We start from the raw sequence: 12,282 nt of genomic DNA, 5'->3' as shown, positions 1-12,282 counted from the left end.
TCTCAGGGATCTGCAAGGTATGCGCTTTTTTATCGGGTGGTCAGCCGTGATGGCGGTGTTGCTGCTGTGTGGTTGTGAGCGCCAGGATGCCGCGCCGCTCGATCAGCAACTCTACGTCTGGCAACGACAATGGACGCCGGCCCATGAACTCGCCCTGAAGGACAGTCATGGCGACTTCTCGACGCTTCGGGTGCTGGCGCTGCAAGCCTTCCCGAATGCCGGATGGAATCGGGCACGCGTCGATTCCGCGCTGCTGAAGCAGGATGCCCGACCGTTGATTGCGGTGATTCGCCTCGACGGCCAGCTCAAGGCGCTCGACCAGCAAGCCGTCACGGCGCAGATCCTGCAGGTGCTCGCCGACTGGCAAGAACAGGGCCTGACCCTGAGCGGCGTCGAGATCGATCATGACGCCGGCAATGCCCGATTGCCGGACTACACCAGGTTCCTCGTTCATTTGCGCGGCGCATTGCCGGCCAACCTGCCCTTGAGCATCACCGCATTGCCCGCCTGGCTCGACAGCCCGCAATTGCCGGCGCTGCTGGCGGCTGTCGACAGCAGTGTGTTGCAGGTGCACGCCGTCAGTGATCCGCGTCGCGGTCTGTTCGATCCCGAGCAGGCCCGGCGCTGGGCCAATGCCTGGGGGAGGGTGACCGACAGCCCGTTTTACCTGGCGCTGCCGGCCTATGGCGTGGCGCTGTTGCCGGACGCCAGTGGCGCTCCGGTGGTGGAGAGTGAAGTCACACTGGAACGCAGCGGCGAGCGACGCGAGTTGCTCGCCGATCCACAGCAACTGAGCCGGCTGGCCAGTGAATTACGCGAGGATCGCCCGGCGCATCTGGCCGGTCTGATCTGGTTTCGCCTGCCGCTGGCCAACGACCGCAGGGCCTGGAGTCTGAGCACGCTGCGGGCGGTCGCCCGAGGTGATGCGTTGAACAGCCAGCTCGGCCTGACATTCACCGAACACAACGGCCTGCAAGACATCGCTTTGCGTAACGTCGGCAACCTGGACAGCGCATGGCCCGCCCGCATCACCGTCAACGCCCGGGGTTGCGAAGGCGCTGACGCGCTCGCCGGTTATGCATTGCAACAGACTGCGGATCTGCTTACCTTCACCCGCTTGCGCGACGGCCGATTGCCGGCGGGCGGGCAGCGTGCGATCGGTTGGGCACGTTGCGCAAATATTGATCAAGGAGGTTCGCATGTTGACCCGTAACTGGCCCCGCCATCTGCTTTGCCTGAGCCTCAGCCTGCCGCTGGGATCGGCGCTGGCCTGCGGCCCGGATTTCCCGATGCGTCTGCTCGACGATCGCGGGCAATCCCTGGCGGAACTGCCGGAGGGCAACTTCAGGTTCGAGATCAGTCGCCTCGGCAAAGCCATTCCCGGGCTGAAGAACGTCACGGCGGTCACCTACAACCCGGACGACATCTATGGCGAACCGAAGGAGCCCGCTGAACTGCGCGAGAAGGCCGAGCAACAGGGCCTGAGCGCTGAGCAGCAGGCGCTGGTCAAACAACTGCGCAGCCTGACCGATGCGCGTCAGGTCGAAGAACAGGGCGCGAGCCTGCCGGCGGAAGTGCGTCTGTATGTGGCGGGCGCCGTGGCGTTCGGCGCTGGCGATCATCAGCTGGCGGTCGAGTACTTCCGCCAGTTGCTGGCGCTGCCGGCCGATCAACGTGCGCTGCGCAGCACCTGGGCCGCTTACTCGCTGGGCCGGGCGTTCTTCGCCATGAGCAGCGAAGCGGGTGATGCCCTCGAGGCACTGGAAAACGCCATCGACGCCTTCCGCCAGACGCGACAATTGAGCATCGACGGTTTCAGCGATCCGCTGGAACTGGGCGTGGCCAGCCTCGGAGAAGAGGCGCGAGCGCTGCGCACGGCGGGCAGCTGGGACAAGGCCATCGAACTCTATGCCACGCAAAACCTGCATGGCTCGAACGTCGGCTACACCTCGTTGAAGTTGTTGATGAACGATCTGGCCGAGGAGCCCGAGGATCGGCTGGAAAAGTTGCTGCGCGGTAAAGCCGTACAGCAACTGGTGACCGCGTCGCTGATCAGCCGGATCGGCTGGTCGTTCGGCGATGAGCCGCCGAACGAGAAAAAACTGATCAAGGCCCTGCAAGAGAGCACCCGTGGCAGCCTCGATAACGCGGATCGTCTGGCGGCCATGAATTATCAACAGGGCGATTACGCCAGCGCCAAGGCGTTCCTCGAACACGCCGGCGACAGCGGCCTGGCGTGGTGGCTGCGGGCGAAACTGGCGGTGCGCGACGGCGATAAAAACACTGCTGCAGCGGCTTATGCCAAAGCCGCGCAAGCCTTCCCGCAGGACGAGTCCTGGGGTGAACGGCGTACCGCCGACTGGAATCTGGAATCCCTTCAGCCCAAATGCCGGGTCGAAGGTGAAAGCGCGATTCTGGCGCTGCAACGTGGCGAGTATCTGCAGGCGTTCGATCAGTTGTATCGCAGCCAGAGCATTTACTGGTTCGACGCTGCGACCGTGGCCGAGCGGGTCCTGACGCTTGATGAGCTCAAGCAGTATGTCGATGCCAAGGTTCCGGCGCCGCCCGCGCTTAGCCAGAAGGATCGCGACAATTACGTGCCGCTGCCGGTGGCCGCGAGCCTGCGCAATCTGCTGGGGCGACGCTTGTTGCGTGAGGGGCACTACGAAGAGGCGGTCGGTTATTTCGACAATCCCGATTTGCAGCACAAGGCCCGGCTCTACGGCCAGCAACGGATGAAAGCCGATTCGGCGTGGTGGCCGACCAAGCGTGCCAGTGCGCTGTTCAATGCCGCGTGGACGGCCCGCGAGTGGGGCATGGATATCCTGGGCTACGAAATGGCCCCGGATTACGCAACCTTCGGCGGCAACTACAGCCTGGAAAGCACCGAGCTGAAAGTCGGGCCGCTGGTGAGCGAAGCCGAGGTGCAACGGCAGAAGGCCAGTGAAGCGCAGCCGGATGAGCGCTATCACTATCGGTTTGTTGCCACGGCGTTGGCCAGTCGTGCGGCGGATAACCTGCCGCACACCAGTCAGGCGTTCGCCGCCGTGCTGTGTTCGGCCGCCGGATGGAACAGCAGCCTGGAAGAGCAGAGCGCGTTGTACAAGCGTTATGTCGATGAAGGGCCTTACGTTCCATGGGCTGTGGACTTCGGTCATCAGTGCCCATATCCGGACTTCGAAAACGCCGACAAGCGCTATGTCACCCAGGTGACCGATTCGGTGCGTTCGACACTGCGGCCCTACAAGTGGCCTGTGATCGGTGCGATTGTCGCGTTCACGGCCGTTGCGTTGTTGCTGATCAGCCGCCGTCAGCGCAAGGCCCGCAAAGCCTAAGCCTGCTGCACGAACGTCAGGCGCACGGCAAAGCCGATCAACAGGCTGCCGAATAACCACTGCTGCACCCGTTGGGCCGTCGGGCTGTGTTTCAGCCAGCGGCCCAACGCCGTGCCGAGCAAGGCATAGGCGCTGTCGAACAGCAATCCTGCGGCCACCAGCATCGCGCCGAGCGCCGCAAACTGCGTCAGCACCGGTGCGCCATCCGCCACGATGAACTGCGGCAGAAGCACCGAGCAAAACAGCAAGGCTTTCGGGTTGAGCAGGTTGGTCAGCAGGCCACGGCGGATTGCAGCGCGCCACTGGCCATGGCTCGCCGTTACGGTGCCGGCGCTCAGATCCGGCAGCAGTGTGGTGCGCAGGCATTGAATGCCGATCCACAGCAAGTACGCCGCCCCGGCCATCCGCACCGCATCGAACGTCCATGGTGCAGCCTTGAACAGCGCCGCCAGCCCCAACGCCGCGAGCGCAACATGACAACCTCGGGCAACCGCCAGCCCCACTGCCGTGGCCAGCGCTGCACCGCGACCCTGACGGGCGCCGGTCTGCAACAGCAGGATCATGTCCGGGCCGGGCAGCAGATAGACCACCGCCAAAGCCAGGAAAAACAGCCAGAGACTCGCCATGTCGCACCCCTTTCGTTGTCGATTCGGTGCAATCAGTCTATGACTGAGGGGCAGGGCAGGTGCTTGCGTAGTTGGCTTCTATAACCGTCAGGATTGGCATAACCTGCTTTCTTTTCGCGCTTACACCATCAGGATCTGCCAACCATGAAACTCGACGCCTTCGATCGCAAGATTCTCGCCGCGCTGCAACGGGACGGGCGCCTGAGCAACGTGCAACTGGCGGACGAAATCGGTTTGTCCGCGTCGCCGTGCCTGCGTCGGGTGCGCATGCTGGAGGAGGCGGGGGTGATTCGCGGTTATCAGGCGAACCTGGACCGTGATGAGGTGGGGCTGGGGCTGACGGTGTTTGTCGGAGTCAAAGTCGAGCGGCACAACGATGAACAGGCCGAGGCGTTTCACCGAGCGGTGACGGCGTTGCCGGAGGTTATTTCAGCGTTTCTGGTCTCCGGGGAATCGGACTTCCTGCTGCAAGTGGTGGTGCCGGATCTGCGCGCCTACGACCGTTTTTTAACCGGTTGTCTGCTGAAGTTGCCGGGCGTGAGCGATATTCGCAGCAATTTTGCCATTCATACGGTGAAGACCCCGGGAGCGCTGCCGCTGGGGCATCTGCCGTCCTGATACTTCCCGCATTGCACGGGAAGTATCTTCAACGTGCTTACATCTGCGTCGCCATGCCCTCGACATTCATGGCCGCCTGACGCAGCGCCTCGGAACGGGTCGGGTGAGGGTGGCAGGTCAGGGCGATATCCTCGGCCGACGCGCTGAATTCCATGGCCACGCAATACTCGCCGATCATCTCGCTGACACTCGGGCCGACCAGGTGCACGCCGAGGACTTCGTCGGTGTGCGCGTCGGCGAGGACTTTGGCAAAGCCTTCGGTTTCGTGATTGATCTTCGCCCGGCTGTTGGCGGTGAACGGGAATTTGCCGACCTTGTAGGCCCGGCCTTCGGCCTTGAGCTGCTCCTCGGTCTTGCCGACGCTGGCCAGCTCCGGTTTGGTGTAGATCACGTTCGGGATCAGGTCGTAATTGACCTCGCCCGCCTTGCCGACGATCTGCTCGATGCAGGCCATGGCTTCGTCTTCAGCCTTGTGCGCAAGCATCGGCCCGGAGGTGACGTCGCCGATCACCCAGACGCCCGGTGCTTCGGTGCGATGGTGTTTGTTGGCGAGCATGCCGCGTTTGTCGGTGCTGAGGCCGACGTTCTCCAACCCCAGACCCTGGGTATAAGGGCGACGGCCGATGGCGACCAGCACGTAATCGGCTTCCAGCAGTTCGGCGCTGCCACCGGCGGCCGGTTCGATGCTCAGTTGCACGCCGCTGGCCGAGGACGTGGCGCTGGTGACTTTTGAACTCAGCTTAAAGCTGATGCCTTGTTTGCTCAGCGAACGTTGCAGGGTCTTGCCGGCTTCGCCGTCCACGCCCGGGCAGATGCGGTCGAGGTATTCCACCACCGTCACCTGCGCGCCGAGCCGGCGCCAGACCGAGCCGAGTTCGAGGCCGATCACGCCGGCACCGATCACCACCAGATGTCTGGGCACTTCGCTCAAGGACAACGCGCCGGTGGAGTCGAGAATGCGTTGGTTGTCGATCGCCACGCCGGGCAGGGGAGTGGGCTCGGAACCGGTGGCGATGATGATGTCGGTGGCGGTTAGTTCGATGCGGCTACCCTGATCGCCGGTCACGCTGACTTTTCCGGGACCGTCGATATGGCCCCAGCCCTTGATCCAGTCGACCTTGTTCTTGCGGAACAGAAATTCGATGCCTTTGGTCAGGCCGGCGACGCTTTCGTCCTTCTGCTTCATCATTTGCGCGAGGTTGAGCGCCGGTTTGACCTCAATTCCGAGGTTGGCGAATTCCGCGCCCATTGCCGCATCGTACAGTTCGGACGCATGCAACAACGCCTTGGACGGCATGCAACCGACGTTGAGGCAGGTGCCGCCCAGTGTGGCGCGGCCTTCCACGCACGCGGCCTTGAGGCCCAATTGGCCGGCGCGGATCGCTGCGTTATAACCGCCGGGCCCACCGCCCAGAATCACTACGTCATAGTTGCTCATGCGCTTACTCCTGGCTGAAGAATGCGGATCGCTAAAAATTACGTACGTAATATGTGCGTTTCCGGACATTTCGGTCAAGGCTTCAGGTACGCGACAGGTTGGGCATCCTTGAATGTGAAATTGAGTACAAATATTTCACTGCTTTCGTTATATCGTAACGAGTTAAGCAGTGAGCCAAGGGTTTTGGGGGGATATGCAAGTCGATCTGGACGTTGATGGCACGCAAGTGACCGGTTTGCCGCGCTTTCAGCAGGCGGCGGCCCAGGGTCGCCGATTGCGCCGGTTGGCCATGGGTCTCGGCGGGTTGGCCGTGGCCGGAGTGGTGCTGGCGTTTTTTGTTGGCCTGTTCGCCTCGCAATCGTTATGGCCGGCGCTGTTGGTCAATCTGAGCGCGGCGTTGCTGGTGTTGGTCGCCGGGTTGCAATCGGCGTGGTGGGTGACCGATTGGCGAGCGCGGGTGATCAACCCGGTGGTGCCGGTTATCGTCGAGGAAGAAACGCCCGGGCCGGACGGCTGGTACGAGCGACTGCTGGATCGGCTGAGCCGCCGCAGCCTGCATGTACTGGGGCAGATCGGTGCAGCGACATTATGGCTGGGCGGTCTGGCGCTGCTGGCGTTGCTTGGCATCGAGCAGGTGTGGAATCTCACACTGCAACCGACTGCCGTGGGGTTGTCCGCTTCTGTCTGCGCGGCGATTGCGCTGCTGCTGGCGTTCGGTCTGCTGGTGCTGGAGCGGCAACTGGCTCAGGAAAACCCGGCGCAATGGCCCGAGGCCGGTGCGCTGGCGCAATTGACGCGCGTGACCATCATCAGCCTGGTGCTGGGCGCATTGTGCTTGTTGTTCGCCAGCGAGAGTTCGTTCTGGCCCGTGCGACTGGCGGTGATGATCGGCATCCTGCCGGGGCTGGTCGCGGCGGAGTTGCTGCTGCGTGCGGTGCTGTCGTTGTTCAGTCCACATCGCGAACAGTTCGAACCGGTGCTGCTGGCCCGCAGTTTTGTCGCCGATCTGCTGCGTTGGCCACCACAACCGCTGCTCGCGTTGCAGCACGAATTGCACAATCGCTTCGGTATCGACCTGCGGCAGATCTGGGCCTTCAGCTACATGCGCCGCGCGTTCCTGCCAGTGTTGGTGCTGGTGGCGGCAGTCGGCTGGTTGCTCACCGGCATTCATGAAATCCCGCTGCAAAGCCGTGGCATCTACGAGCGTTTCGGCAAACCGGTGCAGGTCTTCGGCCCAGGTTTGCATGCCGGTCTGCCGTGGCCCTTGGGCCGGGTGTTGAGCGTGGAGAACGGCGTGGTGCACGAACTGGCGACCAGCGTCGGCGAGAACCCGGCGCCGGTTCAGCCGGACCCGGCGGAAGGTCCGGCCCCGATTACCGCCAACCGCTTGTGGGATGCCAGCCACGTCAACGACAAATCCCAGGTCATTGCCAGCAGCCGTGGCGAGCAACAGAGCTTCCAGATCGTCAACATGGACGTGCGTTTCGTCTACCGCATCGGCCTCAGCGATCAGGCGGCATTGGCTGCGACTTACAACAGTGCGGATGTGCCGACGCTGATCCGCAGCACCGCGAGCCGGATTCTCGTCCACGATTTTGCATCGCGCACCCTCGACGGTTTGCTGGGGCAGGACAGGGTAGGGCTGGCTGACGAGATCGGCCGAGCCGTGCAAAGTGATCTGCAGAAACTCGATAGCGGTGTAGAGATTCTCGCCACCGTGGTCGAAGCAATTCATCCACCGGCCGGCGCGGCCAACGCGTATCACAGCGTGCAAGCAGCGCAGATTGGCGCTCAGGCGTTGATCTCTCGCGAGCGTGGGGCGGCGGCTGAAGCGAGCAATCAGGCGCAGTTGCAGGCCAGTCTCGCGCGCGACCAAGCCAGCGCCAATGCCCACGAAACCAGCTCGACCGCCCGCGCGGCGGATCTGAAATTCAGCGCCGAGCAAAAAGCCTACGCCAGCGCTGGCCAGGCCTTTGTGCTGGAGCAATACCTCAGCCAGCTCAGTCAGGGACTGGGCAAAGCCAAACTGTTGGTGCTCGACCATCGTCTGGGCGGCAGCAACAACGCGCCGACCATCGACCTGCGTACGTTTACGCTGCCGGCTGACCCGTCGCCGGCGCGCACCACCGCTCAACCAGGAGCCACCCATTGAGCCAGTCGCATACTCACGATCACCATGACCACGGCGGTCATGACCATGCTCATGGCGGCCACCACCATCATGGGCATCACCACCATCATCACGGCGCGCCGGAAGAGGCGGGGCCTTTCCCGTGGCGACGCATGGGCTGGGCCGTGTTGCTGGTGGCGTTTGCCATCGCAGCGGCCAGTCTGGTGCAGGTGCGTTCCGGTGAAGCCACGGTGATTACCCGTTTTGGCAACCCGTCCCGGGTGTTGCTGGATCCGGGTCTGAGCTGGCGCTGGCCGGCGCCTTTCGAAGCGGCGATCCCGGTGGATCTGCGCCTGCGCACCACCTCGAGCGGTTTGCAGGACGTCGGCACCCGCGATGGCTTGCGCATCATCGTACAAGCGTATGTCGCGTGGCAGGTGCAGGGCGATGCGGACAACGTCCAACGATTCATGCGCGCGGTGCAGAACCAGCCGGACGAAGCGGCGCGGCAGATTCGCACCTTTGTCGGCTCGGCACTGGAGACCACCGCCAGCAGCTTCGACCTGGCCAATCTGGTGAACACCGATGCCAGTCAGGTGCACATCGCCGATTTCGAAGCGCAGTTGCGTCAGCAGATCGATCAGCAATTGCTCGCGACTTACGGCGTGCGCGTGGTGCAAGTGGGCATCGAGCGGCTGACCTTGCCGTCAGTGACACTCACCGCAACGGTTGACCGGATGCGTGCCGAGCGTGAAACCATCGCCACCGAACGCACTGCAATTGGCAAGCGCGAAGCGGCGCAGATTCGTTCTGGCGCCGAGCGAGATGCGCGAATCGTCCAGGCTGACGCCACGGTGAAAGCGGCCGAAATCGAGGCGCAATCGAGGGTCGAGGCGGCGCAGATTTATGGCCGTGCCTACGCCGGATCGCCGCAGCTGTACAACCTGTTGCGCTCACTGGACACCCTCGGCACCATCGTTACGCCGGACACCAAATTGATCCTGCGCACCGACGCTGCGCCATTCCGCGTGTTGGTGGACGGCCCGCCGACTCTGGAAAGCAAGAGCGGAACGCAGCCATGAGTGAAGTTCCACGTGGAACAAATTCGTTGAACAGTCCGTGGATTCAGGCGGGACGTCTGGCGTTTTTTGCCCTGTACGCCGTGACGGTATTGGCGGCGTTGGCCTGGGCGTTTTCCAATGTGCGGCAGATTGATCCGCAGAACCGCGCAGTGGTCATGCATTTCGGTGCACTGGATCGCATCCAGAATGCCGGGTTGTTATTGGCCTGGCCGCAGCCGTTCGAACAGGTTGTTTTGCTGCCGGCGGCGGATCGGGTTATCGAGCGCCGAGTGGAAAACCTGCTGCGCAGTCCAGCTGCAATACAGGCGGATCGCGTCGCGACATTCGCCACGCCAATAAGTGATGCATTGGCCGGCTCTGGCTATTTGCTCACCGGTGATGCCGGTGTGGTGCAACTGGATGTGCGGGTGTTCTACAAGGTCACCGATCCCTATGACTTCGTACTGCAAGGCGACCATGTGCTGCCGGCACTGGATCGACTGGTGACTCGCAGCGCGGTGGCTCTGACGGCGGCGCGGGATCTGGACACCATTCTGGTAGCGCGACCGGAACTGATCGGCGCCGACAATCAAGCCGCCGAACGACGTGAACGGCTACGTGGCGATCTGGTGCAAGGCATCAATCGTCGCTTGGCTGAATTGAAGGCGAGCGGGCAGGGCATCGGTATTGAAGTGGCCCGGGTCGATGTGCAATCGAGTCTGCCCGAGCCTGCGGTCGGTGCATTCAATGCCGTGCTGACTGCCAGTCAACAGGCTGACAAAGCGGTGGCCAATGCTCGCACCGATGCTGAAAAAATCACCCAGACTGCCAACGAACTGGCCGACCGCACTTTGCAGGTGGCCCACGCCCAGGCCGGTGAGCGTCTGGCGAAAGCCTCCGCGGATACCGCCACTGTTCTGAGTCTGGCTCAGGCCCGACAGCAGGGCACCGACCCGCAAATGCTGCTGCGCCTCTACCGCGAACGGATACCGAAGATTCTCGGCCAGGCCGGTTCGGTCACCACGGTCGATCCGAAAGACGATTCCCGCCTGATCATTCAGGGAGCCAGTAAATGACTGCCACTACCGCCGCCCCGAGCCTGTTGTCCTCGGCCGAGCAACGCCGCGCTGCGCGCCAGTTGACCCTGGCGATGCTCGCCCTCGGCCTGCTCGGGCTCGGTCTGATCTGGCGCTGGTTGATGCCGGAACAAACCGGCGTCAGTCAGTTGCTGCTCGGTTTTGCTTCCTTATTGGTCGCGGTGCCGGTGATGCGTTCGGCGTGGTTCAGCCTGCGTTATCCGAGCCTGCACGGCATCACCGACCAGTTGATCGCACTGGCGATGCTCGGTGCCTGGGCCACTGGCGATCTGCTGACCGCCGCACTGTTGCCGATCATCATGATCTTCGGCCATGTGCTGGAGGAGCGCAGCGTGATCGGCTCGCAAGAGGCGATTCACGCGTTGGGCCAGCTCACTCGCAGCCATGCGCGGAAAATCCAGGCGGACGGCACAGTCATCGAAGTCGATAACGGTACGCTCAAGGCCGGCGACACCGTTGAAGTGCGGGCCGGCGATCGGGTGCCGGCGGACGGTCGTGTACTGTTCGGGCAGGCGAGCCTCGACACAGCGTCGATCACCGGTGAGTCGGTGCCGGTCGAGGCAGGCGTCGGCATGACCGTGTTCGGCGGGGCGATCAACCTCGATGGTTTGCTGCGTATCGAAGTCACTCGTACCGGCGATGAATCGACGCTGGGTAAGGTCATCGCGCTGATGCAGAACGCCGAGCGCTCCAAACCACCGATCACTCGGCTGCTGGAGCGTTATGCCGGCAGCTACATGGTGCTGGTGTTGCTGCTGGCGGCGGTGACCTGGTTTGTCACCAACGATGCGCAGGCGATGTTGGCGGTGCTGGTTGCGGCTTGTCCTTGTGCGCTGGTGTTGTCCGCACCGGCCACGGCGATTGCCGGTGTGGCGGTCGCGGCGCGGCACGGGATTCTGATCCGCAGTTCGGCGTTCCTTGAAGAGTTGGCTGACCTCACATCGTTGGTGGTCGACAAGACCGGCACGCTCACTTACGGCACGTTGCGTTTGCAGTCGATCAACAGCGCGCAGGCGGATCACGAATCGGTGATGGCGCTGGCCGCCAGTCTTGGTGCTGCCAGCAGCCACCCGGTCAGTCGTGCACTGGCCGGACTGGTTCACGCGGACAACGTGCTGGTGCTGACCGACATTCACGAACGCCAGGGTCTGGGTGTAGTCGCCAGGACCGAGCAGGGTGAAGCGGCGCTCGGTCGTCCGGAGCTGTTTGCACAGCTGGGGATCCCGACCACAACGATTCCCGAGCACGACGGCCCGATTGCCGGCCTGGCGTTGAACGGCGAATTCCTCGCCTGGCTGTTGCTCGCCGACAGCGTCAAACCGGAAGCGAAATTCGCCCTGAGCGAACTGCGCGAGTTGGGCCTCGGTCGGCAATTGTTGCTGACCGGCGACCGTCAAAGCGTGGCGCAAACCCTGGCCCGTGATGTCGGCCTGCACGAAGTCGAAGCCCAGGCGTTGCCCGAAGACAAACTCAATCGAGTGTTGAAGGAAATCGACAACGGTTTCCGGCCAATGGTGGTCGGCGACGGCATCAACGATTCTCTGGCCCTCAAGGCGGGTGTGGTGGGCATCGCGATGGGAGCGGGCGGTGCGGACATCGCATTGGCATCCGCCGACATTGTGCTGATCGGCAGCGACCTGCGCCGTCTCGGCACCTGTGTGCGTCTGAGTCGCCAATGCCGGCGCACGCTGCAAGTGAACGTGATCATCGGTCTGGGCTGGACGCTGGCCATCGTGGTGTTCGCCGCATTTGGCTGGTTGGGCGCGGCCGGGGCGATGATTGCTGCGTTGCTGCACAACCTCAGTACGTTGCTGGTGTTGGGCAATGCCGGTCGCTTGTTGCGATTCCAGGAGCCGCTGCTGAAGCTGAACGAGCAGAACTGATCATTTTTCGAACTGTGCGTCGGACTTGAAGTCTTCAGAGAAGGCGCACTGAAGCACGGAGATCGGTGCCATTACGGCCGATATGGCTGATAGGTGGCGACTATCGAATCGATA

At 62.9% G+C, this 12,282-nt stretch carries 9 protein-coding genes; 7 read left to right on the top strand and 2 right to left on the bottom strand.

What is annotated here, in order from left to right:
• The first annotated feature begins 19 nt into the window (after window positions 1-19).
• Together CAG02_RS07560 and CAG02_RS07555 are read left to right on the top strand one after the other, a co-directional pair.
• Window positions 20-1,213: a DUF3142 domain-containing protein gene (locus tag CAG02_RS07560; RefSeq protein WP_085708763.1), complete on the top strand. Its 1,194-nt coding sequence runs from the start codon at window positions 20-22 to the stop codon at window positions 1,211-1,213.
• Window positions 1,200-3,335 carry a hypothetical protein gene (locus CAG02_RS07555; protein ID WP_085708764.1) on the top strand — a complete coding sequence of 712 codons (2,136 nt, stop codon included), beginning with the start codon at window positions 1,200-1,202 and terminating at the stop codon, window positions 3,333-3,335. Before CAG02_RS07560 ends, CAG02_RS07555 begins: the two co-directional genes overlap by 14 nt.
• Here the strand turns inward: CAG02_RS07555 and CAG02_RS07550 are convergent.
• Window positions 3,332-3,961 (bottom strand): LysE family translocator, encoded by a 630-nt coding sequence (locus CAG02_RS07550; RefSeq protein WP_085708765.1) that lies wholly within the window; start codon window positions 3,959-3,961, stop codon window positions 3,332-3,334. The genes CAG02_RS07555 and CAG02_RS07550 overlap by 4 nt on opposite strands.
• Window positions 3,962-4,105: 144 nt before the next feature.
• On the opposite strand from CAG02_RS07550, the gene CAG02_RS07545 reads away from it, so the two are divergent.
• Complete coding sequence (locus tag CAG02_RS07545) at window positions 4,106-4,579, top strand: Lrp/AsnC family transcriptional regulator (protein ID WP_007954205.1); 474 nt, start codon at window positions 4,106-4,108, stop codon at window positions 4,577-4,579.
• A 37-nt stretch (window positions 4,580-4,616) separates the two neighbouring features.
• Here the strand turns inward: CAG02_RS07545 and lpdA are convergent, their stop codons facing one another.
• On the bottom strand, window positions 4,617-6,017 hold the full coding sequence (gene lpdA, locus CAG02_RS07540) for a dihydrolipoyl dehydrogenase (RefSeq protein ID WP_085708766.1): 1,401 nt from the start codon (window positions 6,015-6,017) through the stop codon (window positions 4,617-4,619).
• A gap of 193 nt (window positions 6,018-6,210) precedes the next feature.
• Here lpdA and hflK (CAG02_RS07535) point away from each other — a divergent pair, with 193 nt between their 5' ends.
• The 4 genes from hflK (CAG02_RS07535) to CAG02_RS07520 are packed head-to-tail and all read left to right on the top strand — an operon-like array spanning window position 6,211 to window position 12,168.
• Window positions 6,211-8,169: a protease modulator HflK gene (gene hflK / locus CAG02_RS07535; protein WP_085708767.1), complete on the top strand. Its 1,959-nt coding sequence runs from the start codon at window positions 6,211-6,213 to the stop codon at window positions 8,167-8,169.
• Window positions 8,166-9,209, top strand: coding sequence for a protease modulator HflC (hflC, locus tag CAG02_RS07530; RefSeq protein WP_085708768.1), 1,044 nt, complete (start codon window positions 8,166-8,168; stop codon window positions 9,207-9,209). The genes hflK (CAG02_RS07535) and hflC overlap by 4 nt, the downstream gene beginning before the upstream one ends.
• Entirely contained in the window at window positions 9,206-10,264 is a 1,059-nt protein-coding gene (gene hflK, locus CAG02_RS07525) for a protease modulator HflK (protein WP_085708769.1), read from the top strand. Before hflC ends, hflK (CAG02_RS07525) begins: the two co-directional genes overlap by 4 nt.
• Window positions 10,261-12,168 (top strand): heavy metal translocating P-type ATPase, encoded by a 1,908-nt coding sequence (locus tag CAG02_RS07520; protein ID WP_085708770.1) that lies wholly within the window; start codon window positions 10,261-10,263, stop codon window positions 12,166-12,168. Before hflK (CAG02_RS07525) ends, CAG02_RS07520 begins: the two co-directional genes overlap by 4 nt.
• Window positions 12,169-12,282: the final 114 nt, after the last annotated feature.

This window comes from Pseudomonas sp. R43(2017), from assembly GCF_002112345.1.
GTDB classification, from domain to species: domain Bacteria; phylum Pseudomonadota; class Gammaproteobacteria; order Pseudomonadales; family Pseudomonadaceae; genus Aquipseudomonas; species Aquipseudomonas kribbensis.
This window is presented reverse-complemented; position numbering and strand designations above follow the sequence as displayed.

Coding starts and splice junctions, on each gene's coding strand:
- CAG02_RS07560 (WP_085708763.1), top strand. CDS start 20: ATGCGCTTTTTTATCGGGTGGTCAGCCGTGATGGCGGTGTTGCTGCTG.
- CAG02_RS07555 (WP_085708764.1), top strand. CDS start 1,200: ATGTTGACCCGTAACTGGCCCCGCCATCTGCTTTGCCTGAGCCTCAGC.
- CAG02_RS07550 (WP_085708765.1), bottom strand. CDS start 3,961: ATGGCGAGTCTCTGGCTGTTTTTCCTGGCTTTGGCGGTGGTCTATCTG.
- CAG02_RS07545 (WP_007954205.1), top strand. CDS start 4,106: ATGAAACTCGACGCCTTCGATCGCAAGATTCTCGCCGCGCTGCAACGG.
- lpdA (WP_085708766.1), bottom strand. CDS start 6,017: ATGAGCAACTATGACGTAGTGATTCTGGGCGGTGGGCCCGGCGGTTAT.
- hflK (WP_085708767.1), top strand. CDS start 6,211: ATGCAAGTCGATCTGGACGTTGATGGCACGCAAGTGACCGGTTTGCCG.
- hflK (WP_085708769.1), top strand. CDS start 9,206: ATGAGTGAAGTTCCACGTGGAACAAATTCGTTGAACAGTCCGTGGATT.
- CAG02_RS07520 (WP_085708770.1), top strand. CDS start 10,261: ATGACTGCCACTACCGCCGCCCCGAGCCTGTTGTCCTCGGCCGAGCAA.